This is a genomic window from Exiguobacterium sp. s39, assembly GCF_018618925.1.
GTDB classification, from domain to species: Bacteria; Bacillota; Bacilli; order Exiguobacteriales; family Exiguobacteriaceae; genus Exiguobacterium_A; species Exiguobacterium_A abrahamii.
Genome location: NZ_JACSNA010000002.1, coordinates 184,223 through 211,154, shown reverse-complemented (window position 1 = coordinate 211,154; position 26,932 = coordinate 184,223). Strand labels below are relative to the sequence as shown.

At 42.3% G+C, this 26,932-nt stretch carries 24 protein-coding genes; 3 read left to right on the top strand and 21 right to left on the bottom strand.

Translation table 11 applies throughout. From position 1 onward, the window contains the following. Nucleotides 1-107: 107 nt before the first annotated feature. From KNQ11_RS12560 to KNQ11_RS12550, 3 genes are read right to left on the bottom strand one after another with little or no spacing between them, the layout of a single operon-like run. A complete protein-coding gene (locus tag KNQ11_RS12560) occupies nucleotides 108-1,964 on the bottom strand; it encodes an ABC transporter ATP-binding protein (protein ID WP_285800985.1) in 1,857 nt (618 codons plus the stop codon). After that, nucleotides 1,961-3,685: an ABC transporter ATP-binding protein gene (locus KNQ11_RS12555; protein WP_214772108.1), complete on the bottom strand. Its 1,725-nt coding sequence runs from the start codon at nucleotides 3,683-3,685 to the stop codon at nucleotides 1,961-1,963. The genes KNQ11_RS12560 and KNQ11_RS12555 overlap by 4 nt, the downstream gene beginning before the upstream one ends. Next, entirely contained in the window at nucleotides 3,678-4,163 is a 486-nt protein-coding gene (locus tag KNQ11_RS12550; protein ID WP_029343299.1) for a MarR family winged helix-turn-helix transcriptional regulator, read from the bottom strand. The genes KNQ11_RS12555 and KNQ11_RS12550 overlap by 8 nt, the downstream gene beginning before the upstream one ends. 157 nt (nucleotides 4,164-4,320) lie before the next feature. On the opposite strand from KNQ11_RS12550, the gene KNQ11_RS12545 reads away from it, so the two are divergent. After that, complete coding sequence (locus KNQ11_RS12545) at nucleotides 4,321-4,662, top strand: ASCH domain-containing protein (protein ID WP_214772106.1); 342 nt, start codon at nucleotides 4,321-4,323, stop codon at nucleotides 4,660-4,662. Between the two features lie 46 nt (nucleotides 4,663-4,708). Here the strand turns inward: KNQ11_RS12545 and KNQ11_RS12540 are convergent, their stop codons facing one another. Then, a complete protein-coding gene (locus KNQ11_RS12540; protein ID WP_058703546.1) occupies nucleotides 4,709-5,578 on the bottom strand; it encodes a cation diffusion facilitator family transporter in 870 nt (289 codons plus the stop codon). A 299-nt stretch (nucleotides 5,579-5,877) separates the two neighbouring features. Between KNQ11_RS12540 and KNQ11_RS12535 the strand changes: the two genes are divergently transcribed. Then, complete coding sequence (locus tag KNQ11_RS12535; protein WP_023466923.1) at nucleotides 5,878-6,201, top strand: thioredoxin family protein; 324 nt, start codon at nucleotides 5,878-5,880, stop codon at nucleotides 6,199-6,201. A 38-nt stretch (nucleotides 6,202-6,239) separates the two neighbouring features. On the opposite strand, the gene KNQ11_RS12530 is transcribed toward KNQ11_RS12535, so the two are convergent. From KNQ11_RS12530 to KNQ11_RS12480, 11 genes are all read right to left on the bottom strand, one after another. Further along, nucleotides 6,240-6,536 carry an excalibur calcium-binding domain-containing protein gene (locus KNQ11_RS12530; RefSeq protein WP_029343294.1) on the bottom strand — a complete coding sequence of 99 codons (297 nt, stop codon included), beginning with the start codon at nucleotides 6,534-6,536 and terminating at the stop codon, nucleotides 6,240-6,242. Nucleotides 6,537-6,650: 114 nt separating this feature from the next. Further along, complete coding sequence (rsiV, locus tag KNQ11_RS12525; protein WP_214772104.1) at nucleotides 6,651-7,505, bottom strand: anti-sigma-V factor RsiV; 855 nt, start codon at nucleotides 7,503-7,505, stop codon at nucleotides 6,651-6,653. Next, nucleotides 7,489-7,992: an RNA polymerase sigma factor SigV gene (locus KNQ11_RS12520; RefSeq protein WP_047392144.1), complete on the bottom strand. Its 504-nt coding sequence runs from the start codon at nucleotides 7,990-7,992 to the stop codon at nucleotides 7,489-7,491. The genes rsiV and KNQ11_RS12520 overlap by 17 nt, the downstream gene beginning before the upstream one ends. A 124-nt stretch (nucleotides 7,993-8,116) precedes the next feature. Further along, nucleotides 8,117-8,266, bottom strand: coding sequence for a hypothetical protein (locus KNQ11_RS12515; protein ID WP_156772485.1), 150 nt, complete (start codon nucleotides 8,264-8,266; stop codon nucleotides 8,117-8,119). Nucleotides 8,267-8,296: 30 nt separating this feature from the next. Then, nucleotides 8,297-8,770 (bottom strand): hypothetical protein, encoded by a 474-nt coding sequence (locus KNQ11_RS12510; protein ID WP_214772102.1) that lies wholly within the window; start codon nucleotides 8,768-8,770, stop codon nucleotides 8,297-8,299. A 377-nt stretch (nucleotides 8,771-9,147) separates the two neighbouring features. Continuing rightward, on the bottom strand, nucleotides 9,148-11,505 hold the full coding sequence (locus KNQ11_RS12505; protein ID WP_214772100.1) for a carbohydrate binding domain-containing protein: 2,358 nt from the start codon (nucleotides 11,503-11,505) through the stop codon (nucleotides 9,148-9,150). A gap of 61 nt (nucleotides 11,506-11,566) precedes the next feature. After that, nucleotides 11,567-12,913 (bottom strand): GH1 family beta-glucosidase, encoded by a 1,347-nt coding sequence (locus KNQ11_RS12500; RefSeq protein ID WP_214772098.1) that lies wholly within the window; start codon nucleotides 12,911-12,913, stop codon nucleotides 11,567-11,569. 23 nt (nucleotides 12,914-12,936) lie between these two features. Further along, nucleotides 12,937-13,860: a carbohydrate ABC transporter permease gene (locus tag KNQ11_RS12495; protein ID WP_214772096.1), complete on the bottom strand. Its 924-nt coding sequence runs from the start codon at nucleotides 13,858-13,860 to the stop codon at nucleotides 12,937-12,939. Between the two features lie 3 nt (nucleotides 13,861-13,863). Next, on the bottom strand, nucleotides 13,864-14,760 hold the full coding sequence (locus KNQ11_RS12490; protein ID WP_023466912.1) for a carbohydrate ABC transporter permease: 897 nt from the start codon (nucleotides 14,758-14,760) through the stop codon (nucleotides 13,864-13,866). 60 nt (nucleotides 14,761-14,820) lie between these two features. Further along, nucleotides 14,821-16,128: an ABC transporter substrate-binding protein gene (locus KNQ11_RS12485; protein ID WP_058703541.1), complete on the bottom strand. Its 1,308-nt coding sequence runs from the start codon at nucleotides 16,126-16,128 to the stop codon at nucleotides 14,821-14,823. A 204-nt stretch (nucleotides 16,129-16,332) separates the two neighbouring features. Beyond that, nucleotides 16,333-17,346 carry a LacI family DNA-binding transcriptional regulator gene (locus tag KNQ11_RS12480; protein ID WP_214772094.1) on the bottom strand — a complete coding sequence of 338 codons (1,014 nt, stop codon included), beginning with the start codon at nucleotides 17,344-17,346 and terminating at the stop codon, nucleotides 16,333-16,335. Between the two features lie 221 nt (nucleotides 17,347-17,567). Between KNQ11_RS12480 and KNQ11_RS12475 the strand changes: the two genes are divergently transcribed. Beyond that, nucleotides 17,568-17,996, top strand: a complete 429-nt coding sequence (locus KNQ11_RS12475; RefSeq protein WP_214772092.1) for a VOC family protein — start codon at nucleotides 17,568-17,570, stop codon at nucleotides 17,994-17,996. A gap of 77 nt (nucleotides 17,997-18,073) precedes the next feature. On the opposite strand, the gene KNQ11_RS12470 is transcribed toward KNQ11_RS12475, so the two are convergent. The 6 genes from KNQ11_RS12470 to KNQ11_RS12445 all read right to left on the bottom strand — a co-directional run bounded on the left by KNQ11_RS12470 (nucleotide 18,074) and on the right by KNQ11_RS12445 (nucleotide 26,921). After that, on the bottom strand, nucleotides 18,074-18,418 hold the full coding sequence (locus tag KNQ11_RS12470; RefSeq protein WP_214772089.1) for an IS3 family transposase: 345 nt from the start codon (nucleotides 18,416-18,418) through the stop codon (nucleotides 18,074-18,076). Nucleotides 18,419-18,470: 52 nt separating this feature from the next. Continuing rightward, entirely contained in the window at nucleotides 18,471-18,725 is a 255-nt protein-coding gene (locus KNQ11_RS12465; protein WP_214772082.1) for a hypothetical protein, read from the bottom strand. A gap of 331 nt (nucleotides 18,726-19,056) precedes the next feature. Continuing rightward, the gene (gene drmB, locus KNQ11_RS12460; RefSeq protein ID WP_214772080.1) at nucleotides 19,057-20,931 is read right to left on the bottom strand and encodes a DUF1998 domain-containing protein; all 1,875 of its coding nucleotides are present in this window, start codon (nucleotides 20,929-20,931) and stop codon (nucleotides 19,057-19,059) included. Further along, complete coding sequence (locus KNQ11_RS12455) at nucleotides 20,932-24,459, bottom strand: helicase-related protein (protein ID WP_214772078.1); 3,528 nt, start codon at nucleotides 24,457-24,459, stop codon at nucleotides 20,932-20,934. Further along, nucleotides 24,452-25,981 carry a hypothetical protein gene (locus KNQ11_RS12450; RefSeq protein WP_214772076.1) on the bottom strand — a complete coding sequence of 510 codons (1,530 nt, stop codon included), beginning with the start codon at nucleotides 25,979-25,981 and terminating at the stop codon, nucleotides 24,452-24,454. The genes KNQ11_RS12455 and KNQ11_RS12450 overlap by 8 nt, the downstream gene beginning before the upstream one ends. Further along, nucleotides 25,956-26,921: a hypothetical protein gene (locus KNQ11_RS12445; protein ID WP_214772074.1), complete on the bottom strand. Its 966-nt coding sequence runs from the start codon at nucleotides 26,919-26,921 to the stop codon at nucleotides 25,956-25,958. Before KNQ11_RS12445 ends, KNQ11_RS12450 begins: the two co-directional genes overlap by 26 nt. Nucleotides 26,922-26,932 lie beyond the last annotated feature (11 nt).

Sequence of the window (26,932 nt, the reverse complement as noted above, 5' to 3'; positions counted from 1 at the left end):
TTGTTTTCAATACAAAAAATGGGATGTTTGCTATATGTGAGGATACACTGCTACAACAATCATTTCGGAAAAAAGCAGTATCGTCTAAATGACGACACTGCCTTATATCAAACGACTTCTTTTTCAGAGAACTGACTGTTGTACAGATCTGCATAAAACCCGTCTGCCTCGAGTAATTCTTCATGTGTGCCCTGTTCGATGACACTTCCTTGATTCATGACGAGAATCAGATCGGCATCCTTGATCGTCGAGAGACGATGGGCAATGACGAAGCTCGTCCGCCCTTCCATCAAGCGACGCATCGCTTGCTGGATGAAGACTTCCGTCCGTGTATCTACACTAGAGGTCGCTTCATCGAGAATCATGATCGGCGGATCGGCAAGAACGGCCCGCGCGATCGTCAACAACTGTTTTTGACCTTGCGAGATGTTCGAGGCTTCCTCGTTCAAGACCGTATCATACCCGTCCGGCAACGTCCGGATGAAGTGATCAGCGTGTGCCGTTTTGGCTGCAGCGATGATTTCCTCCTCGGTCGCTCCACTCTTACCGTAAGCAAGATTATCTCGGATCGTACCGTTGAAAAGCCACGTATCTTGTAAGACCATCCCGAACGTCGTCCGTAAGTCTTCGCGTGACATCTCGCGGGTATCGATGCCGTCAATCCGGATCGTCCCCCCGTTCAACTCATAAAAGCGCATCAATAGATTGATCATCGTCGTCTTACCGGCACCCGTTGGTCCAACGATCGCGACCGTTTGTCCCGGTGCGACATCGATGTTCATATCCTTGATCAAGAGATCGGTTCCGTAACCAAAATCAACGTGTTCGAACGCGACCGCTCCTTCAGCCTGCGCGAGACGATGTGTCGTCACTTCCTTGATTTCTTCTTCTTCGTCTAGTAATTCAAAGACACGTTCTGCTGCCGCAACCGTCGATTGAACGATGTTCGCGATGTTCGCCGTCTGTGTGATCGGTTGCGTGAACTGGCGTGTATAGGTGATGAACGCTTGGATATCCCCGATCGAGATCGCCCGTTGCGTGACGAGAATCCCGCCGACGATACTGATCAGGACGTAACTGATATTTCCGATGAACATCATCATCGGCATGATGATCCCGGAGATGAACTGTGCTTTACGTCCTGCTTCATACAACTCTTCATTGACGGCATCAAACTGCTCGACCGCTTTGCGTTCATGTCCGAACGCTTTGACGACTGAGTGTCCGGTATACATCTCTTCGACGTGTCCGTTCAATTGGCCAAGTGTCCGTTGTTGGTCAGCAAAATACTTTTGAGAACGTTTCAAAATCGGTCGGATCGCAAAGATCGAAACCGGTAACGAAACGAGCGAAATCAGTGTTAACAGCGGACTGATCGTCAACATCATGATCAGAATCCCGACGATTGTCACGATTGAGGTGATGAACGATGTCACACTTTGTTGTAACGTACTGCCGATCGTATCGATATCGTTCGTCACGCGGCTGAGTGTCTCCCCGTTCGGACGACCATCGTAGTATTTCAACGGCAGGCGTTCGAGTTTATGATTGACGTCTTCGCGTAAATCGTAGACTGTTTTTTGAGCGATACCTGACATCAAATACTGTTGCAAGTAATTGAACAGACTACTGATGATATACAGTCCAGCGAGCCAGAGCAGGATTTGTCCGATTTTTGTGAAGTCGATCGCCGCTCCCGGCACACCTTGGAACTTCGCATATGCCCCTTCAAACAATTCCGTGATCGCTGTTCCCATGATTTTCGGACCGGCAATCATGAAGACCGTACTGAGGATGGCTGCAAGGAAAACACCAACGAGTGCTGTCCGACGCGGACGCAGATACCGAAGCAGACGACGGAACGTTGCTTTGAAATCCTTTGGTTTTTCTCCGAGCATCATCATATTTCCGCCACCGGGACCACCAGGCGGAGGACCGCCGGCAGGTCGTTTTTTCTCACTCATGCGATTTCCTCCTCTGATAGTTGTGACTTAACGATTTCCTGATAAACGGCATTGTCAGCAAACAATTCATCGTGCGTCCCGATTCCAGCGACTTTTCCTTCATCAAGGACGATGATTTGATCGGCATCGATGACGGTGCTGACACGTTGAGCGACGATCAAGACGGTTGCTTCGCGTGTTTCTTCCCGTAACGCTTTCCGAAGTGCCGCATCAGTTTTAAAGTCGAGCGCTGAAAAACTGTCATCAAAGACATATAAATCTGGTCGACGAACGAGGGCCCGCGCAATCGACAACCGTTGTTTCTGTCCACCGGAGACGTTTGATCCGCCTTGTTCGATCCGCGCATCGTAACCGTCCGGCATCCGTTCGATGAAATCGGTCGCTTGTGCGATTTGCGCTGCATGCGCGACCTCTTCGTCTGTCGCATCTTCTTTCCCGAAACGAATGTTTTCTGCGATCGTACCCGTGAACAGTAATGCCTTTTGAGGAACGAAGCCGATTTTCGACCGCAGTTCTTCTTGCGGTACATCCTGGCTATCGACACCGTTAACCCGGATACTCCCTTCCGTCACGTCATAAAAACGGGGAATCAAATTGACGAGTGTTGATTTACCGGAACCCGTTCCACCGATCACAGCCGTCACTTCACCTGGTCGTGCCGCAAAGCTGATGTCGGATAAGACGGGTGACTCAGCACCTGGGTAACGGAACGTGACACGATCAAAGACGAGCGTTCCTTTTTCACGGTCAGCGGTTTGTGTCCCCTCATCTGTCATCGTTGGTGTCATCTCGAGAACTTCATTGATCCGTTTCGCCGAGACAGCTGCTCGCGGAATCATGACGAACATGACCGACGCCATGACGAGCGCGAACATGATTTGCATGACGTACTGGATGAATGCCATCAAATCCCCGATTTGCATGCCGCCATTATCGATCCGAATGCCCCCGAACCAAATGACACCGACGACCGTCAAGTTCATGACGAGCATCATCACTGGCATCAAGAACGCCATGATTTTATTGACCTTGATCGAGACTTCTGTCAAATCCGCGTTCGCTTTTGTCAATCGTACTTGTTCATCACGTTCCCGGTTAAAGGCACGGATGACACGGATCCCCGTCAAGTTCTCCCGCAGGACGAGGTTCAGACGGTCGAGTCGTTTTTGGACTTTCCCAAACAACGGAACCCCTTTCCACAGGATCAACAGGATTGAAATCACAAGGACCGGCATCGCCGCGACGATGACAAGTGATAGTTTGGCATCTTTTGAGACAGCCATGATCAATCCACCGATGAACATGATCGGCGCACTGACGACCATCCGTAACATCATGATGACGACTTGTTGGACTTGCGTGATGTCGTTCGTCGTCCGTGTGATCAATGACGCCGTTCCGACTTGGTCGAACTCTTGCAGGGAGAACCGTTCAACATGGTTGAAGACTTGGCGACGGATATCCCGTCCGAGTCCCATCGACGCCTTCGATGAATAATAACTGGCGGCAACGGCAGCTAACGCCCCGACACCGGTTATCCCGAGCATGACGGCACCAATTTTCCAGATATACGCGGTATCGCCGGTAACGACGCCTTTATCGATGATGTCCGCCATCAGTGTCGGTAAATACAAATCGGACATCGACTGCGCAAAAACCAAGACGAGCACAGCAAGGACCGCCCATTTATAGACCGTCAACCGTTTGAGTAACTTAATCATCCGAACATCCTCCTTTCAGATCTGGACGTAAAATCTGACCGATTCCCTCAGCAATCACTGCGTGTGTTTCAAGCATCTGTTCGAATACGTCCGGGTCAATCGTCGCAAGCACTTGCTCCAGTTGACGTTGCATCCCCTTCTCTTGTTCCTTGATGTCAGTGACGAATTGCTGCCCTTGATCACTAAGCTTTAAGACGACTTCCCGTCGATTGTCGGGATTCGTCTCCCGAATGACCCAGCCCGATTGGACGAGACCTTCAATCGACTGACTGAGGGTACTTTTCGGTAAGTGCGTATGTGCGGCGAGCTCTTTTTGCGAGATCGGTCCACGCGGTGCAATCGTCATCAAGCTATGAAATTGCGGTAAACTGAGTCCGTTTTCCTGTGCCGTCTGATGCGCTGCTCGGACCAGATGGCGCTGGACATTCCAAAACGACTGCATCATCGCAGTCGAACGGGTCGTTTCCGTTTGATCCATCTTGTTTCGCCTCCTTGTTCCATTTCAAATCGTTCCAAAAGGAACAATTACTTATATGAATTAAATTACGCCGATTATTTTTGATTGTCAACGAAAAGGCAATGTGAAAAATCACATAGTTTTTGCTATGCTCAAGGAACACAAGGAGTGAGCATAGATGAGACATGAAATGGGATTATTTGAAGAACCGTTTCGTTCGATTGAACAAGGACGAAAGACCGTCGAGATTCGACTAAATGATTTAAAACGACAACAGGTAAAAGTCGGTGATCAGATTCGGTTCACGCATACGGAAACGAGCGAGACACTACTTGTTCGTGTAACAAAACGACAAGTCTTTCCTGATTTCCGAGCGCTTTATGAACAGATTCCAAACGAAGCTATCGACTGTATCGGTTGGTCGCTCGACGAACTCGTAACGTCAACTTACTCGATCTATTCAAAAGAAGCCGAGCAACAGTACGGGGCACTGGCTCTGACGATCACATTAGAACCATAAAAAAACGTCTTTTCTACGCTTACAGTAGAAAAGACGTTTTTTCGATTCATTCCGGTTCGACGTGAACATGGATATCGTAGACACCATATTCTTCCGTCAGCGTATCCTCGACACGTGTCGCAATATCGTGCGCCTGATGGATATTCAATGTGGAGTTGACGAGGATAACAACATCGACGACTTCATTGTTGCCGTAGTTACGTCCTTTAATTGACTTGATCCCTTTGACACCTTCGAGATCGAAGATGACATCTTCATACATCTTCAGCTTCTTCTCATCGAAGCCATCCGTCAGTTCGTGTGACGCTTCCGTAAAGATGTCCCATGCTGTCTTACAGATCAAGAAGCCGACGATGATCGCGGTCACGACATCGAGCCATGGCATACCGAACTGTGAACCGACGATCCCGATTGTCGTCCCGACACTGACCCACGCATCGGATAAATTATCTTTCGCTGCTGCCATGACGGCTTTACTATCAATCTCCTCGGATAATTTCTTATTGTAGCGGTACACGAAGTACATCACGAGGGCTGAACCGATTCCGACGTATGCTGCGAGGATATCCGGTGACTCCTGTTTGCCTTCGAACAACGTCGAGATTGTATCGATCAAGACTTGAAGACCGACTGCCATCATGATGAAGGAAGCTACGAGCGAGGCAATCGTCTCACTTTTCCAGTGTCCGTACTTGTGATCGTCATCTGCCGGACGTTGCGAAATCCGTAAGCCGATCAAGACAGCGATCGACGCGATGATGTCCGTCGCGTTGTTCAAACCGTCCGCCCGGAGTGCGGCAGAATCTGCTGTATACCCAATGATTAATTTTAAAGATGATAACAAGATATAAGCTGCGATACTGATCATCGCACCGCGTTCGCCGCGTTTTAGATTATCGTATTTTTGTTGTTCCATTCTCGTCGCCCCCACTTTCTCTGCGATTAGCAAACCTCATCGTACCAGTCAGAAATCGAGTGGGTCTAGAGAAATCATTTTGTTTCGAACTAGGTAATTAACAAAAGCACAATAATGTTTCCCTACACCAAAACAGGTTCAATAGAGCCATGTGGCGTTTTTGAAGAAAATCAGCAACATTACCTTAAAGAGCAACCAACTTTTTTGACTTGTCAGACTCTTTAACAAACATAATTCGTGCAAGTTCTGAAGGGAATCGGTAGACTAAAGATACAACACCAAGAGGAGGAGTTCTCACAATGGCAGAATTCATTAAGAGTGAAGAAACATTCAAGGAATTGATTTCAAGTGATGCACCGGTCATCATTAAGTTCGAAGCAGACTGGTGCCCAGACTGCAAACGGATGGATTACTTCATGCCGGACGTCGAGTCACAATTCGACCACTTACCAATCCACACGATCGACAAGGATGAGTTCCCTGAAATCGCATCGAACCATGATGTCATGGGAATCCCAAGCTTGCTCGTCTTCAAAAACAATGAAAAACTGGCGCACTTGCACAGTGCAAATGCTAAAACACCAGAAGAAGTTACAGCCTTCTTAAAGCAAAACTTCAACTAAGCAAAAATAACCTGACGCCGCAGCGTCAGGTTATTTTTTTAACGTTCACACGCGATGCCGTCTTTATCCCGGTCGCTCTTCGTGTTTAAGTTATACGTCGCAAGGCTCACGTACGCCTTGTACTTCGTTGCTTTATAGATCGGTTTTCCGTTCTTGTCATACCCTGTCCGATTTTTTAGACCCGCTTTTTTGGCGACACCGCCTTTGTATGTCTTTTGCATTTCCGTACAGTTCTTAAAGGCTTTCGCTTTCGTTGCCGCTTCACTGGCTGCTGGAACATGGATCAAGGCGAGACTGACGACACCCGCTAGTACGAGCCGACTCCATTTTTTCATAAGGCTTCCTCCTTTTTTCAAAAAACAACGATTCGTCTTTTGATTATAAGAGGTCATTTTTAGAAATTGTTTCCTTTTTTCATTTTTACATCAATGTTTTTTAAAATCTGACAATCAACGAATATAGGTCGAACTGACGAGATCGTCTTTTAAGATCGACGTCGGGATCTTGAATTCGACGATGCCCATATATCCTGGAGCGATGCTGTACTCATCAAACGACAAAACTAATTTGTGATCTGCCGTAATATAGAAGTTTTGCTTCGCTGAAATGTGCTTGAACTGTTCGTCCTCTGGCACATCTGATGTTCCTTCGACGAAGTAGACCTTTCCTTCATCGGCTTTCATTTGACGACGCATCTCTTCTTTTAGATAATCACTGATCGTCGTGATGTATCCGTCATCCTTGAACAAGGACGGTAACGTCAGGACCAGCTGTTGTTTTTTGTCGATCGTATCGTACTGGACGCTTTCCGATGCACTTGCCCGTGTTTCAGTGACAGTCCGCCCGATCGACAACAAGTCGTCCGTATCCGTCTTGACGTCATAGCGGCTATCGACGGCAAATGCCCCTTCCTGTCCGTTCGTCTCCTGTTTGAACTTTTCGTAGAGCGCTTGTCCTTCCGCGATATATTTTTCGTTCAATTGTTGCTCGAGTGCTTTGTCCGGTAACGTCACTTGAGGGGCTTTAATATCAGCCGCCTGCTGTGTCTTCGTCTCTTTCCAGTCAATCGTCACGATCTCGGTCAGTTGACCAAAGACCGGCACCTTCGCCATCGCGTCCGCAAATGATGTATTACTATTTAATCCACCAACGAATAACGTGATCGCGGCGGCTGTAATCAATACGGATCGTTTCGTCCGCGAAGGACGCGTCCGGTGCTCGACTCGGGCAATCATTTCATCGAGTTCTTTTGGAACTGGTGGTTGTTGGTATGCCTGCTTCAGATCATCAAGTTTGTTCGACATCTAAATCATCTCCATTCAATTTCATTTTCAGTAAGGTCAATCCTTTATACAGCCGGGACTTGGTCGTACTTAAATTCAGCTCTAAAATCGTCGCGACGTCTTTTAAGATCAAGTCCTCGAAATAGTGTAAGATGACGACTTCCCGGTACATGACCGGTAGCTCCTCAAGCGCCTGTCGTAAATCGGAATCCGGGTATGTATCTTCTTTCGTCGCGACGAGTTCGATCAGTCGATCCGTGTCGTAACTGATACTATGCTGACGCTTCCGGATTGCATCAATCGCTGTTCGTGTCAAAATCTGATAGAACCAGGCTTTCATCCGTTCCTCATCCTCGAGTCGATCGAGCGACTGTAACGCTTTTTGGATGCTATCCTGAATGACATCCAGGCTATCCTGTTCATTTTTCATATAACTGTAGGCTAACCAGTAGAGATTCGGTTTGTATTGCTTTAAAAAACGGACGAATGCTTTTTCCCGTTTTCTCATTTGACGAGAGGTCATAGGCCGCGGCTCCTTTTTTCGATATCGTTCTGTGTATACATCATTAAGACGGGCGAGTCGAGAAAAAAGTTGACGACACAACAAAAAAAGGTGACACCAGGTCACCTTTTCATGGAGCAGACTTCATTAAGATAAGAATGATCAACAGAAACGGAACGATGAAAAGTAATGGAATGCCGACGATCGTGACGCATCCCACATCGATTTTCCGTTGTTTTCGGCGTTCACGTTTCCCCGTCCGTTCTTCGCGCTCATTCACGGGACTCAACATACCATTCACCTTTTCTACTTAATAATGCAAATGCCGTGATGTATCATTCCAGACCTTTACGTGGAGCGTAATCAAGGCGATACCGTACAAGACACTCATGTATAACGAAAACTCACCAAACAATACATCGGTCCAGGCATTTAATCCAAACAATGGGACAACGAAGAGAAAATAGAACACGAACTGAACACTCGCCAATGCATCAAACCAAATCGTTTCAGAAAATGCGCCTTCGAGTAACGAAACACCATAAATGAATAACGCTGCAGCGAGACCAATCCGGATATACCAGACCACGAGGCGAAGCGCCTTTTCTTCCTTCATATAGAACAGCGACCCGACTAGAATAACGAGCCAGACGACGGAGGCGATGCTTTGCCATCCGTTAATCGTGCCGTCCGGATAGAGCATGGCGGACCATCCATTGATGCCGATCATGCCAAGTAAACCTACGATGAAGATGAGCCGATACGGTATGTACCTTTGACGCATGACGTTTCCTCCTCTGAAAACGAATAGATGTCACTTCTACGTTGTATATTCCATATGATGGGTTTTATTCCTTTTTCATCACGAAAAATAGTTCGGCTTTTTTGTTTAAGCTGATGACACTACAACAAGGGCTAACTCATCAGTCAGTCTATACAAAAGATAAGGGTGGCAGAATGATGATCTGCCACCCTTATCTCGTAAAAAAGAATGACGCGTTGCACGCCACTCCTACAGGAAGAAGCGCATTTTTGCGCTGTCAGAGACAAACAAGACCCGCTTTCCTGCTTGGATGAAGCAGGAAAACTGGCTTGTGTCTCGCCTGTGGAAAGAGCGTGCAAAGATGAGTCATTCTTTTTTGAGTCAAACCCTTGTTTCGGTCATTCCTTCACTTTAAGATTCACATCATCAATCGTCACGTCATGCGCGGCGAATGGCGAACCTTCCGCGCGTCCCATTAAGAACTTCAACGCCCCTGTATCGGCTTGTCCCATCGTGAAGGTGTAGCTGTACGTCTTCGGCGTTGTCGTGATCGGCTCGACTTGGCTGAAGTAACGCGTATACGAAGAATTTTCGATCGTTACTTCGATCGGACGCGGTACGGTCGACGATGCCGTGAAGCTTAGCTCATATGTTTTGCCTTTCGCGAGTGACAAGTTTCCTTGCTCGAGCAAGACACTCCATGGTTCTTGTCCTTCCGCTCCGATTTGGATGCGTGCGGCTTCATTGACAGCTTCGATAGCGGCTTGTGCATCATAGTGGACGTATGACGACCACGACGTCAATCCGTTCGCAAACGAACCGTTCTTCAGTGGTGACGGATCGACCGGCACTGGTGTGACATCGATCAACTCCACATCATCGAGCGAGATTTTCCCAGCTTGTCCACTGAAGTCAAACACAAGCTGATTGTCGTCTGCCGTTTGTGTAGCCGTAAACGGAATGTCGACAGTCGTTGCTTGTTTCGTCAACGGTACAGTCGTCTGTTTCAATTGCTCTTGTGCCCCAGTGATTTTCACCTGAAGTGACTTCGCTTTTTTCGCACCTGCCGTGAACCGCAGTTGATACGCATGCCCGGCTTCCAGTTGAAGTCCCTTTTGTGTTAAGCGCGCCGTCGTTTTTTGTCCATGTCCTTCATAACGGAAATGACGTGACTCGGGATCAACAGATCCCGTCGTCCGTTTGCTACCGTCGAAATGCCAATACGTCAAACGATCCATCGCCCCTTGATCGAACGTCCCGTTATAGACGAGGTTCCCGTCCGCGAGTGCCGGTTTTGTTGTATCTTCATCGATGACACCGCGTGGAATCTGCTCGACACGGACGTTCCCGATCTGAACGTTGGCTTTCTCAAGTCCGAGGTTGAACTCAAGACGTGCCGCGAGATCCGTCTCTGCTGCCATATCAAACGTGAACGTATGCCGTTTGACGCTTGGTGTCAGAGCAATCGACTGTTCATTTGAATATTTCGTATAGCCACGCTCTGCTCCACCGCCGACTTTGACCATCATCTTCCGGTCTGCTGTGCTGCTCGCGTCAAAGCTGACTTGGTAACGTCCACCTTGCGCGAGTGCTACGTTTTGAATCAGTTGATGAGAATACGTCTGTGAACCAGGCTGATCAATCGTGACGTCCGCCATCCGTTGCCCCTCTTTTTCAATGATCGCAAGACTTCCTTTGCCACCGAAGTCCGGGAGCGTGACGTAGTTCCAGTACAGTGGATCAAACGACTGATTCCCGGTGATCATCGTGACCGGTTTTTCAAATGCTGCATCATAGACGAGGTTCCCCTCAATCGGTTGCTTGGCTCCGTCCGGTAACGTCACGTTTTCGTAGGTCGGTTCGACCGGTTCACGGTACGCTCGGTTTTTTAAATCATAGACACGGACGTAGTCGACTTCCATCTCGGCTGGGAACTTCGTCGTCGCATCGACTTCTCCATCGAACCAACCGCCGACCGCGAGGTTCATGACGAGATAGAAGTTTTGGTCGAACGGTGCCGGATAACTATAGTTCGTTGCTGCGTTCAAGCCTTTGCTGTACCAATCGTTTTGTGTTTGATAGAGGTTGCCGTCAACGTACCAACGGAGTTCGCCCGGCTCCCACTCGACCGCATACGTATGCCATTGGTCGATTCGTTGTCCGTCTGGGAAGTGATAGTCTTTCCCCGTATATTTATTGTTCGGCCAGTTTTCTCCGTAGTGAATCGTTCCGGCGACCTTGTCCGGCTGACTGCCCCAAGACTCCATGACGTCAATCTCACCGGACGCTGCCCATGCCCCGTATTTATCTTGCTCCGGTAACATCCAGAATGCAGGCCAAAGCCCCTTTCCGGTCGGGAGCTTCGCTTTGATTTCATAACGACCGTACGTCTTACTGAACAACCCTTTCGTCTTCAGCTTCGCTGACGTGTAATCGTATGTACCGAGATCATCCGTCGTCTTTTCCTGCTTTGCCTTGATGACGAGTTTCCCGTTGCGAATAAAAGAGTTGTCCTGCTTCGTCGTGTAGTATTGTTTTTCATTGTTGCCCCAACCTGGTGAGACCGGTTGTCCGTTCGCATCCTTGATCCAGTTCCCCGTATCATATGTCCATTTCGTCCGGTCGAGTTGTTTCGCCTGAAACTCATCCGACCAGACGAGCTTCCACTTCGTCTCTTTTTTGTCTGCCTTCGCGTCGACCGCTTGACCGCTCAGCAATAAACCCGTCCCGACCGCCAGTGCTACCCATGTCTTCATATCTGTTTCCTCCTCTTAGTCAAAAAGAGGCAAGGACGAATGTTCGACCTTGCCTCCTTTGTCACGCTTCTTGCGGAATCGTTGCCTTATGCTGCTCGATGACGCCCGCATACCAGTGAGCGCTGTCTTTCCAAATCCGTTCCTGTGTCTCGAAATCGACGTAGAGAATCCCGAAGCGCTTATCGTAGCCGAAGCTCCACTCGAAGTTGTCGAGCAGTGACCAAAGATAATAGCCTTGGATGTTCATCCCTTCTTCGTTTAAATCAGACACGGCTTGCAAGTGTTGTGCGACGTAATCGATCCGGTTCTGGTCAGCGACGCGACCATCGACTAATTCATCGTCGAATGCCGCACCGTTTTCTGTGATATAGATCGGTAAATCCGTATACTCGGCGCGCAAGCGACGAATCAAGTCCTTGAATTCGCTCGGGGCGATATCCCAGCCCATGCCTGTTTTGTCATAATCCGAGTACGCATCCTTCTGCAGGAAATCGTTCGCAGCACTGAACTCGACGAGGTTGCGGCTATAGAAGTTGATACCGAAGAAATCACACGGGACGGAGATCGTCTCCATGTCGCCTTCCTCGATGAATGCGTACGAATGGACGTATTTCGAGAACAGGTTCATCATATCGACCGGATACTGACCTTTGAAGACTGGGTCGAGGAACCACCGATTCGCGTATCCGTCTGCATTGTTCATGGCCAGCTGATCGTTGACGGAATCCGTCTTCGCATACTTCGGTGCCAAGTTCAACGTGATACCGATCGGTGTGACCGATTTGAATTCACCCTTCAACAGTTCGACTGCTTTTCCGTGCGATAACAACAAGTGGTGCACGGCACGAACGGCTTCATTCATGTCCGTATGACCTGGTGCATGTTGTCCGAGATGGTAGCTGAGGAACCCGGCACACCACGGTTCATTGTGTGTGATCCACGAGTCGACGATCCCGTCGAGCTCCGTGAAACACGCGCGGGCGAAGTCGAGGAACCAGTCGACCGATGCTCGGTTGACCCAGCCGCCTTCTTCATGTGCCCAAAGTGGTAAGTCCCAGTGGTACAGCGTCACGGCTGGCTTGATGCCTTCTGCCCGCAGACGTGTCGCGAGTTTCTTATAGAACGCCATGCCTTCCGGATTGTAGACCCCTTTTTGTGGGAAGATCCGTGGCCAGGCAATCGAGAAGCGGTACGTGTCGACGCCAAGACGTTTAATGTGCTGAATGTCTTCTTCATAACGGTGGTAATGGTCACAAGCGACATCCCCGTTATGTTTTTCGAAGACTTTTCCGTCCTCCTCACAGAAGGCATCCCAGATCGAAGGCGTACGTCCGCCTTCGTTGTGGGCTCCTTCGATCTGATACGACGACGTCGCCGTTCCGAATACGAAGTTCGGTGCAAATTTCATATGTGTAATCTCCTTTAAGCTACTTATTCTTTAACGGCACCTGCCGAGATACTGCTGACGATATATTTTGAAAGGAACAAGAAGGCGATCATGATCGGTACGACGGAAATCGCGATCCCGAGATAGAGCGAGCCTAAATTCTCTGCGACTTGCGACCCTTTCAAGAAGCCCATCAAGACCGGTAACGTATACTTCTCTGGGGAGAAGAGTAAGACGAGCGGCATGATGTAGTTGTTCCATGAACCGATGAATGTAAAGATCGACATCGTCGCGATCGCTGGCATCATCATCGGCAAAGCAATCGTATGGAAGATCCGGAACTCACTCGCTCCGTCCATCCGTGCTGCCTCGATCAAACTCGGGTGCAAGACCGTCTGAACATACTGTCGGACGAAGAAGACCGTGAACGGACTCGCGATCGCCGGAACAATCAATGGGATATAGCTATCAAGCAAGCCGAGATTCTTACTTAGTTCATAGAACCCGATCAAACCGAGTTGACCCGGAACCATCATCATGACGAGCATGAAGACGAACATCGCATTCTTCCCTTTGAACTGATAGAATGCGAATCCGAATGCTGTCAACGCTGAGAAATACCCTGATAGGACGGTAACGAGAACGGCGATGATCAAGCTGTTCTTGAAACCGGACCAGATGTTGACGTACGAACTGAGTGCGGCGTAGTTCTCAGCAAGCGAGTTCCCCGGAATCAACGAGAACCCGGACAAGACTTCTTCGTTCGAGCGCGTCGCGTTGATGATCATCATCAAAAACGGGATGATACAGGCGATCGTCAAGACGACGAGACCAATATAGATGACACTTTTACCGAACCAGGATTTCTTTTGTTTCGGTGGTGGCGTCAACTTGAGCGGGCGTTCGGAACGCTCCGGTTGTTCCTCCGTTTGTGGCACGATCCGACGTGCTTCTGCATTTCGTTCCATCGGTCAGGCTCCTTTCGGTGAACGTTCTTTTCGGAACATCCCTTTGAAGACGATGATTGAAAAGACGAGCGTGATGGCAAACAGTCCGTATGCGACAGCAGCGGCGTAGCCATAGTTGTTGTATTTGAAAGCTTGGTTATAGAGATAGAGCACCATCGTGTTCAAGGCACCATCTGGCGCACCGACACCATCCGTGATCAACATCGGCAGGTCGAACAATTGCAGACCACCGATCAACGACGTGATCATGATGTAGAGCAAAATCGGTTTTAAGAGTGGCAATGTAATGCGTGAGAAGATTTGCCAACGTGTCGCTCCGTCAATCAAGGCTGCTTCGAAGTAATCCTTCGAGATCCCAGATACGCCTGCCATGACAACGATGAACGAGTGCCCGAGCCACATCCATGTCAGGATGAGCGAGACGGAAATTTGTGCCGTCACCGGTTGCGTCAACCAGTTGATCGGCTCCGAGATGATTCCGATTTTCATCAACATCATGTTCAGTGAACCATGCTGCCAGTCGAGCAAGATACCGAACAATAAGGCGACCGAGCTGATCGTGATCAAGTTCGGTAAGTAGAACGTCGCCCGGAAGAAGGCAAGCCCTTTTAATTTCAATTGGAGATCCGAGAACAATAAGGCGAGTAATAACGCGCCGCCAATCTGAAGGATGAAGTTAAGACCCCAAATCTTCAGCGTGTTAAAGAACGCTTCGATGAAGTACGTATCCCCGAGTAACCGCGTATAGTTCGCGAGTCCGACGAGTTGTTCGCCTTCAGCGCCCGTGTAGTTCGTGAAGCTGTAATAGAAAGTCAAGGCAACCGGATAGATACTGAAGATCAAGAAGACGATCCAAAACGGTGCGATGAACAGATACCCATGGCGATCGAGTTTTTTCACAGGTCAAACCCCTTTCTTAAACAAGAAGAGGTGAGGCGAGGATCGCCCCACCTACTCTCCTTATTCCGGTACTTTTACGTCCGGATACGCGTTTTTGACTTTTTTATAGAACTCAGCAAGTGCTTCGTCTTTTGATTTTTTACCTTGGACGTATTCCATGACCGATGCACCGTACAATGTATCGAGCTGTTGGTCATATTTCGTGACGATCCCTGGTGTGATCTTATCTGCTTGATCAAGGAAGAACTCATAGTTGTTCTGTCCGCCGAGGAACTCATCTTTGAAGTCGGTCTTGATTTTTTCAGTAACTGGTTTGTACGCTAACACGTCACCTGTTTCTTTTGCCCAATCTGTTAAGAACGCTTCGTCTTGTGTCATCATCTTGACGAAATCATACGCAAGCTTTTGTTTCTTCGAATCTTTGTAGACACCTAACCATGTACCGCCCCAGAAGTATGGGCTCGGTCCGCTTGTGACCGCCCAGTCACCCGCTGATTTTTTCGCGTTTTCTTTGAGGACACTGTGAAGACCCCATGTCGGGAGAACGTAAGAGAAGACTTCTGTTTCCGTCTCTTTACCGTTTTCTTTAACTTTGACCGGTTTATCCATGCCTGCGAACCATGATGGTGACCATTCTGGTGCAAGTGCTGTGTATTGTTTCGTCCGAAGCTCTTTTGCGTAATCCATGTAATCTTTCTTGTCTTGCGTCAAGACGAGCTCTTGCTTATCGTTGACCCAAGGTTGTGGGTCGTTTCCTTGTGCGAACCAACGGATCGATCCTTCATCCGGGAACATCTTGTAGCCTTTGCTCTTCATTTTTTCAGCGACTTCGAAGACGCCGTCCATCGAGTCCATCATGCCACCGATTTCTTTTGGATCATCTGTACCGAGGACTTTTTTCGCGATGCTGCGTTTGTAGTAGACGCCACCTGGTGTCGTTTGCCATGACAGCGCACGCACGTTGCCGTCTTTATCTTTTCCCATGTCATAGACGTACGGGATATAGTCATCTTTGACTTCGTCTGCGTTAAACGGTTTTTCAGAGAGGTTCGCCCAGTAGCCGGCATCAACCCATTGTTTGAGGAACGCGATCTCGCCTGTGAAGATATCCGGTGCTCCGACGCCACTTTCAAGGGCTGGTTTCAATTTCGTCGGGTAGTCAGCGATCGGTACGATCGTCAATTCGACTTTGACACCGTTTTTCTCTTCGAACTTTTTGATAGGCTCTTTTAACTCATCCGTGAACGACCAGATTTTTAGGACGTCTTTGCCGCCGCTCGTCTTTTCTTCGCTGCTCCCTGAACATCCAGCAAGGACACTTGCTGTTAACGCACCGACTGTTAACACGCTAACTAATTGCTTCTTCATCTCATCTCATCCTTTTGTTAAGTATTCCGCTCATAGGTAAGCGGTTTCAATTTGTTATTCAAAAATATCGAAAGCGCTTTCGAAAAGGCTTTAAAGAAAATTCCCGAAAGCCCTTTCGGAAAAAGTGATAAAAAATGATTTCGAAATCGCTCTCGCTTTTCCTCACTGACAACGAGCGAGAGCGATTCCGAAACAACCATTGTGTTATTCAAGTACTGGACCTGTCGATTGACGAACCATCAAGTTAACCGGGATGACATCACGTGTCGTGACCCGTTTTTTATTGACGATTTGTTCAATCAAGACTGATGCTGCTTGCTGACCGATCGTTTCCGTATCTTGCCGGACTGTCGTCAGTTTCGGTGTGATGTACTGCGACATGTAGATATCATCGTACCCAACGACTGAGATGTCTTCCGGAATCCGTAACCCGGCTTCATGAATCGCCTCAATCGCACCGATTGCCATTTCATCCCCAGCAACAAAGACTGCTGTCGGTCGTTCAGGTAGTGCCAGCAACTCGTTCATTGCCCGCTTGCCTTCTTCCCCGGAAAAGAATCCCCCGTTAACGAGATAACCGTCCAGAATCGGTAAATCAAGTTGTTCCATCGCTTGCTGATAGCCTTCAATCCGCGCTCTTCCCGCATCTGTCGACGTATCTCCCGCAATGTGGGCGATCAACCGATGACCGAGTTCGTGCAAATGATTGACGGCGAGCGTGCCACCGGTGATGTTATCCGAGTAGACGACACTACAATCGGCACTGTCCATGTCGACGACGACGATTGGAATCGTACTTTGAATCAACTCCTGGACGTGCTGGTCCATCTGATCGGAACAGATGACGACAATGCCGTCGACTGCTCGGTGCCGGAAATGCTCGAGGTAACTCATATCGCGATTGCGTAAGTTCCGCGATGCGAAGATGAGGTCATACCCTTGTTGTTCTGTTGCTTTTCGGAAACTCTCAATGATCGCGTTGAAGAACGGATGCATCATTCCGACGCCATGTGCTTCCGAGAACATGACACCGATCGTCCACGAACGTTTCGTCGAGAGCGACTGGGCGTGCGCGTTCGGTAAGTATCCCATCTCGGCTGCTGCCTGGACGATTTTTGCTTTCGTCTTTTCGCTGACATCCGAATAATTATTTAAGGCTTTTGAGACCGTTGTAATCGAAAAACCGGTCATCTTCGCTAAATCATAAATTGTTCCCATGCTACTCACTCCATTTCACCGAAAGCGCTTTCGATAAATTTAGTATACGAAGTCTCTCTGGAAGTTGCAACCTATTTTTTAATGAAAAATCAGATAAATTGAAAACGTTATCATTTATACTGGATTCAATACAAAAAGAAATCGATTTTTCTTTTAATACGAACAAATGTTTGGTATACTTAAAAAAACACACTTCGCCTTTTTTAGAGAGGAGCTTTCCCATGCCAATCAATCCGTATCTTGTCTTCAACGGCAACACGCGCGAGGCAATCACGTTCTATGCACACGTTTTCGGTCAAGAACTACCGGACATCATGGAGTTCGGACCAGGTCCCGGTCCTGACGGTCAGCCCTACCCAGAAGAGATGCAGTCGCTTGTTCTACATGCTGAACTGATCGTTCATGGTACCCGCTTAATGTTCTCAGACGCAATGCCACATGATCCGGTCACGATCGGTCAGAATGTTACCTTGGCGCTCCACTTATCTGACGTGGATGTGTTACAGAAGACATTTGATCAACTCGCAAAAGACGGTAACGTCATCATGCCGATCCAAAAGACATTCTGGAGTGAAGCATACGGAATCGTCGAAGATGCGTTTGGTGTCCAGTGGCAAGTCAATCATGTAGTGAGTGAAGTGTCGGTGTAACAACAGATTTTATATGTTAAGTAAAAGGCGATTTCGTAATGAACTGAACCAAAAAAAATTAGATAATAAATAATTTTTCAGGCAACCTTGAGGACCTGAGTCCAGTATTCCACCGGGCTCAGGTTTTTTAGTCGTCTCTTGATACGACGATGGTTATAGTACTCAATGTAACGCTTGAGCTCACATTTGAAGTCGTCCATGTCATTGAACTCATTGAGGTACAAGAGCTCTGACTTGAGCACGGCGAAGAAGCTTTCGATGGCTGCGTTGTCGAAGCAGTTGCTCTTACGGTACATGTTTTGCGTAATACCGTTCTCGTGGAACGTACCGACGAACGCTCGATACTCATAATGCCAATCTCGGTCGGAATGCAGAATCGGTTGGGCTTTTCCGTCGAGCTTCCCGATTGCCTGGTCCAACATTTTGCCAACGAATCAATATGTAGGGCAGTCCAATATGGTATAGGCAATAATCTCACAATTTCCCACGTCCATCATTGAGCATCTCCCCGAACAGGCGAAACTCAGTGACGTCAGTCACCCATTTATAGTTCAGACCAGTGGCCATGAAGTCACGTCGAAGAAGATTCGGTGCGATCTCTCCGATCCTTCTTTTATAGGAGCGGTATCGCTTCATGCTGACGAGACATTTGAGACCGAGCTCGTTTAGTTTTAGGATCGTGCCGGAAGCCCTGGCGTTCGAGAAGTGCGTGGATGCGACGATAGCCACATCGTCCCTAGTATTCGTGGAATAGGGTATGAATGGCTTCCTTCACCTCCGTATACTTGTCTTCGCCCGTCAGGTAACGTTCAGCGCCCTTGATCGTAAATGTCTTCGTATGTTTGACCATAAAAAACACCCCACAAAAGTTAGAGTTTTATGTCCAACTTTTATAGGGCAGTTCATAATAGAAAACGTCCTTTTACTTAGTTACTTTCTAAGGAGGTTGAATGTACAATCAAATTGATTACAAGTATGTACTTTTTACTAATTTAAAAACGTTTTTTAAGGTAGGTAGTGAATTAATTTTTCTGTCTTTATTAAATACTCGGTTTTCTGATTAAAATTTAAAGTATCCTATTTTTTCATCTATCAGTAAACTTCTGTCTAAATATAAATTCCAAATTTCACATGAAGTTTCAGGAATATAAGAACAGTTGTAACAAGAAGAACCATTTAATCTATTTACACCTTGTCCTTGTGTTTGTCCAATTTCGGTACATACTGGATCAGAACTACACCATTCAGCATTATTTTTTGCTTTGTCTAATATGGAGAAAAACTTATCCTCTATTCCTAATCTTACAAGTCCGCCTAATGTACCTTCCGAATCCCCATCAGATATATAAAGTAGGACTCCTATTTGATTATTTTCTAAATACAATCGTTCTTTAATAGATGAACGGTTATAACCACATTTATTTGCAAATTCATCAATCAAGAAGTGTGACAAAGTGTGCAACATAATATTTCTTGGATTTAACTCAATAAGATTTTGCTTTTCAATATGATTTACTCGATCTAAATATTTCTGAAAATATTCTTTTACAGGAACAGAATTTTCCCATTGGTCAACTTTCTCAACATTCAATTGCAAAAATATCCCTTCCCCATACACTTCACTTACGGGTAGCCAACGTTCTTTACAATCATCATAATTTTTATAAAGTAAGGGATAATATTTACTAAATTCAGTATCAATATTGTAATTTTTTCGATCGAATCCGTATAAAGCCGTTGTTTCTTTTAACCTTACTACTCTAGATATTCTTTCTAGATAGGATTTGTAATAATGATTTTCATAATTTTTATCTTTTTCGTAAATCCACTCAGGTTCAACTTTAAGTTCTTGAGAATTTACTCTTGATATAAGCTTTTCAAATTCCTTCTGTTTTATTAATCTTTCAGGATTCTCCATCTCCTCTTCAGTAAATTTATAATCGTCTCCAGATTCTAGATACATTAATGCATCCTCAATTTCTTGGTCTAAAATATTTTGGTTAATATCAAATCTAAGATGTTGTCTAACGCAATTAATCTTCTCCTTTATTTGTTTGCTATTATAAGAAAGTAACATTGTTCTTAATAAATTTTTATTTGGAGATTGAATTTTCGATATAACAAGATCGATATTTTCATTATAATCTCCGGGAATTGCAAGAGAACTGACATTTTTAGACATATACACGCTAATCGAATTTCTTAAAACTGCAACTGGTGCTGCAAAGCATTCGTCTCTCTCATCGCCACACCACGGTCGTTCTCCTTCACAAGTATATTTTTCAAGAGATTTTTTATTCAAGTTATCTCCAAGAAAACTTGTTTTAGTCTCTTCGTTGCTTGAAGTGATTCCTTTTAATTTTCGATTAATGCCACATTCATCACATTCTACTCTCCAAGATTCAAGTGTAGTACCACCAATCATACGAATTCTCAAATTACCCCTACACTCAGAATTTTGATTTTTATGGACCCACTTATTCCAAGGAAAATCAGATAAATGACCTTGTTCACAAATAACTACAAAAGGAACTTGTTTGAAGTATTTTTTAGTCATACAAATTGAGCAATCTAGATATACCGAGGTTTGATCTAGCTCTAATTTCTTGAGAGACATACATGAACTACAAAAATGCCATCTAGGAAAGCGCATCAACGGTATCACTAAATTACTATTAGGAATGCTATCTATACTATCTATACCACTCTTTCTAAATTCTGGAGGTTTATAAAACTTATCTACTTTTAATATTGCTTTTAAACGAGGTTCATGTACCTCAAATTCTTCAATACTTTTTGAACGAATACCTTTATAATCTCTAAACCAAAGATCTAAGGCCCCAACAACTGCAGTTTCTCCTTCTGGACTTATAACTAACGATCCAGGACCTTCTGTTCCAACCAACTTAGAACGCCTCATCGGTAATTGTCTCATTTATTCATCGTCCTCCCAAGTAAACTCATCTTCTTCTTTAAATAAAACAATTGATCCTCTACTTTCAGCATCAACACTTCTTAAAGAATTAATCACCGGGATACTTTCATAATATTTTTCTCCATCAATTAAATTTCCTGCTTGATACATTAATCCTCTTGACGTATCAGAAACCATCCAACTCTCGTATCTGTTTTGTAATAGTCTATCAATAAAAATTTTGAAATTATTTCTAAATATACTTAATTGAGTAGGATCTATTAACTTTATACGATCATTAAATCTCTTTTGAAAACTCTTAAATATTTCGTCATTTATAACCTTTTTTATATTTTCATTTGTTGGGTATGTTGATACCTGCATATCTATTCTTTGACGTATAAATCCAATTATTACAGCAGTTAATCCACGCTCTAAAGAAGAGGTAGAAAATGGCGTTAAGCTTGTTGTTTCAACTTGGGCATAAAGTCTTTGATGATACTCATTAAAGTGCTCAAAATGAGACTTATCGCGAGAATTTTGATTAGAGTACACAGTTACAATCAATCCGGGTCTTTCCTGTGGCTTTCTTCCTACTCGACCACTCACTTGAATATATTGAGCAGTCTGTTTGGGTTGTCCGACAATCCCCATTAGAGATAACCTATCAATATCAATACCAACTTCAATAATATTAGATGCTAAACATGAAGTTAATGCCTTAGTTCTATTTTTATTATCTTTAGTATCATAAGAAATATTTAGGTCATCGATTGTTTTAGAAATTTCGTTACTTTGCTTTCGTGAAGTCAATTCTAATGGTGTATTTAAAAATCTTTTACTTTTTAATCTTTCCCTTTTAAAAACTGAATCTATATAAGTTGGAATATCACTATTAAATAAACTTAATCCAGCTCCTAAATCTCTTAAACTATTGTAAAAAGATAATAAAGTCCAATAGGGATCACGTTCATCCTCTTGAAAATTTTCTACATTTTGTAAAATCGCTGAATAAGTCATTACTTGTGCCATTAAAACTTTTACTTTTGATGTAAATACTCCAATATATTTTCTTCCTGGTAAGTTCGTGCCTAACTCATCAACTGCTACTTTAGAAAAAAATGAATCATCAATATCAATTCCTGGACTAGGAAACAGCCTAGAACTTTCCCTTCCAAATAGGCACTTTGCTTGTTCCTCGAATTCTTTAATTGTAGCTGTAGCGGAAATAATCTTAGGTTTTATAGGCACTTTACCACGATCATCAATACATAGCTCTTCAATTAATACTTCATACAAACCAGCTAGTGTACCTAATGGACCGGATATTAAGTGTAATTCATCTTGAATAATTATTTGAGGTGGAGATACAATTCGCATACCTTGTTTATTTATACCAAACAAGGTTCGAGCATCTGGTTTCCAAGATAATTGAACGAACTTATCTATAGTTCCGATTAAAAAAGTAGGTTTCTTTTCATAGATAGTCTCATCAACAAAATAAACTGGTATTTCTTCATGGAAATCACATTCACTATCAGGACATGCTACTAATAGCTGATCATTTTTATTTTTAAAACCAATTACCTTATTATCTTTTTGTCTTGTTTTCTTATCTTTAATATCAACTTTCCCTATCTGACAACCACACCATGGGCATTTTGTTACAATTAAGTTATCAGATCCTTTTGATTTGCTCATTTCATTCAATTTTCTTAAAGCTTCTTTATTATTATTTGGTGACGTTGATGAACCAACCCAAATTCCAATAGAATATGGCGTATCTCCTAGTTCATCACTATAATCGCGCCTAATATATTCCATTGAACAAATCAGCCTTGATGCTCTCTGAAATTGATCTGCTGTAAGTAAACGTAATGTATAACGCATCATTATATCTACACCGACATCATTAGAATCTAATAATCTTCTATAAAACATTTGAAAGGCTGCTACTCCAAGATAAGCCTCAGTTTTCCCTCCACCTGTAGGAAACCAAATTAAATCAATGGTTTCTCGATCAAAAGATTCTTTTTCAACTAAAGATTGAATAGACAATAAAAAAAATGCAATTTGAAAGGCTCTCCAACTATTATCGTAAGAGTTTAAATTATTTTTATTAATGACTTCTGAGAATGTCTTTTCAAAAACTAAATTTATTCCATGCTCAGTTTTGTTATAGTAAGCATTACGATGGGTCTTACCATTAATTTGTTGTAATAAAATAGCTCTATTTGCCATTTTAAAAGCTTTTAAAACTTTTGGTTTTTTTAATAATAGTAAGCCTTTTTGAATTCTATTTAAGCTTTCTGTGCATAATTCTAAATTTTTGATTGCCGCTTCTTTTAATTCTACCCTTAGGCTTTGAATTTCTTTTTCACGAGTTTTGATCCACTCTTCATATCCTTTTATCATAGGAATTAAAATATCAGACAATTCCTCGTGATTTTGTACATCCATTAACATTTTCATTTCAATTTTTAAATTTTTGTTTATTCCATTCACATTTAAATTGATATCCGGAGTCATGCTTTCGGTTTCATACCTTGGGATAAAAGTTGATTTGATTTCTACGATATTACTTTGATGTTGATTCCAAAAAACAGAACATCCATGACCAAAAGCATAATTAACTTTATTTTTAAACAACAGCTCATTATTCCACTCATCTTTTGATAGTTCTAAATTTCTTTGGAGATTTTTAGGATAATTCAAAAAACCAACATCTTCATTTATTATCTTCAAACATGATTGAAAAACTGTAAATTCATCTAAATTACCATTTGAAGGTATTTTTGTTGTGTTTAATATTGTCACTGTTAAAAGACTAAACTCTTCTTTATAACGAAGTTGAATATGTACGTCTAATTTAATTTTATCAATTCTGGAATTTTCTTTATCGTATACTTGTAACGCAAATACTTTTACAATACCTTCTTTATTATCTGTAAAATCTGATAACTTTATTTCTTTTGATGCATATATAGATGTTCGAAACCACCAATCTTCTTTTGTTGATGTTTTTTCAATATCTTTATAAATTTTACGTTTTTCATAAATTCCGCCCTCAAATTGAATCTTAAAAGTGTTAGTTTTTTTAGATAGACAGAACGTAATTCCCATGCTTGATGGTATCGAATCTCTTTGTCGAAGTTCTGATAATGCACTCACATATTCGGAAGAATCATATACTTCCTCTCTATCTACTTCATCAATCTGATTTAAGATAGTTTCTGTTTCTATACCATAAATTGTATCACTTAATAATTCCTCTAATTCGGATTCTGAATCCATAATTGCTTTAGGATATAACATCCCTGCTGCATATCTACGAGAAGGAGGTTCTCTTTGAAGTATTTCTTCTTTGAGCGTAGCCGTATTCCAATAATAATTTATATTTAACTCATTATAGCTATTAAAGTTTATTTTTTCTGTAACATTTAGCAGTTTTTCGCAGTTATTAATATCTCCTGGTCCTACAATTTCTTGTTCTATTGCATTAATAATACTTTCTCTATTCATTAAAGATTTTTTCAATATATTATTCATTAAATCCCTCCGTTCTTTTGATAATCTTTAATATATTTTCTTCTGAGATAAAATAATTATTACTTGAAATACTCTTTATTTCTTCAACGTTAAACGATGCACCTTCAAATTCTTTTGATTTAAATATATAATATCCATTTTCATCAATTATACTTTCTAGATTTTCATCTATACTTTCTATCAGTGACTGAGAGATGTGTCTACCAGCTGATATGTGTGCTCCAACAATTATTTCAGCAGCCTTTAGTATTTCACTTCTATCTTTCGAATCAAATTTAAGTGCAAATAGTAGTTCTTCTAAACAGGAAGGTTTGATCGAGTAGTCGTTCATCCAGTTTTTGATATTGTTTTCTTTTGCGATTAAAATATTATATTTAGAAATAAAAATACTTGAAACCTTGGATAAACCTTTCTTCTTAACATTATATCTTAGTCTTTTTTTCCATTTCTCAAGTTTGTTTCTATATTCACTTGCACGATCTCCAATAATTTTATCAGCAACTTCCTGAACTAACTTTATCGCATTTTGATTTCGAAAAACTAACAAGTCTTTATTTTGAAGATTATTAACACTTATATTAATAACTTTAAGTATTTCTCTATCTATTATATTTACATCATGTATTAAGGGTAAAAATATATAATTCCCATTCGAAACGGTTACTAATTTAGTTTCTATTCTTTTATGATTAGAATTATATTTTTTTTCACTAATATTATTAATAATGCTGCTAATATCTTTTTGGATATTTAAATTACCCGAACCTTCAAAAATCCCTCCAGAAAAATTATTATTAAAAGTAACATTTTCATATGTAGTATTTATAATCTCATTTTCATTAATTAAATCTGGAAACGTATTTTTAAGCTTTATTCTATTCTCAAAACAAGAATATCCTAGGAAATAAATATTTTCCGCATAGAAAACTTTACTGAATTTTTCATCAAAATAATTAGGCGTACCTAAAAATATTATATTTTCAACAAAAATACCTTTCTTTAAAAATTCGTTAGCATTAATTGTTTTTATGTAATTTTTATCAATATTCAGAAAACCACTTTCAAGTTTATGTTTAATCAAAACGTACGTACTATCTAAATCAAATTTTTTTTCTTTTACCATTTTTTCTAAAGTTTTTATATACGAATTAGATTCATTTTTTCTAATGATTTTCAAAGATGTAATTATAGGTACTATCTTATTTTTAAATAGATCTGTATACTTCTTTTGTTTCATAAAGCTAAAATAATTTACTATTACTTCATTATTTTCTTTTAAGTAGGAACTATACATTTTTTCAGTTCCTAAAATCTTTCTGAAAACTCCCATAATCTTTTCAGTTTCTTCTATTAAGTGATAATCATTTTCGTAGTATATAATAATTTCTTTTTTTAATTCACTTAACCCTTTCATTAAGGTTTCAATCTGCTCTTCCTGAATTTTTATAAATTCTACTTCTACTTTTGAAGAGTAAAGTTTATTTGTTAAATTTAGATTATTTCTTACAACTGAACCATGCAAATAACTTAACCCCCTTTGGTATTAAAATCTTGTTATCTTTCATGTATTTAATAATTTCTTTATTATAAATTTTACTATTTCCCATTAAAAAATCTTGTTCTATTTTGAATTTCAATTCTTCAATTTTTTCAATAGAATCATGTTGGTTAATAATGAAAATACGTTTATTACCCATAAATTCATCCATTTTTTTTATTGTTCTACTACTCCCAATAAAAATAATTACCGATTCTGTAGGCAAATTTATATTCTGATTTCTTTCAATAAATGACATATTTTTAAAATCATGTGTTGTACCATCAAATAATAAATCACTAAGATACAGATGTTCTTGATTTATATTAAACTCCAAAATATTTAGATTGTTCTTCCATTCTTTCTTATTAGTAAATAAATAAGTATTTGGAGTATTTCGTATCATTGCTAATTGTAAGTTTTCTTTACCATATATATTTTTTAGTTTAATGTTTTCGGATATATTTTTCACTTCGTTAAACTTTCTCATCCTTTTTAATTCGAAAATTTCATTATTTTGAATCCTTACATATTTAATCCATCTTTCTTCAGGAATGTATGTTTTTGAATTGGAGCGATCTTTAATTACTATAGCTCTTTTATCATTAATAGGCATTTTTGTAACTTTAATTACAGAGAAGGATATCCATTCCTCCCCAACTTTATATAAAATACGCTGCCCCTTCTTTAAGTTTAAATATTCTTCTAGCAGTACTTCATTAGAAATATTATCAAAGTCAAAATTTACAGATCCTAAAACATAAAAATATGAAAAAAGTAAATTAGAAGGTACAGATATATATATGCTTAGCTTTTTTTTTGATTTTTTCATAAAATTTGCTAATTCAATACTAAACTTCATCCAATCTTCTAAAATAGTATATTCGTTCTCTCCATTTTTATATTTTATTTCATCTAAATTCATTATATCACATC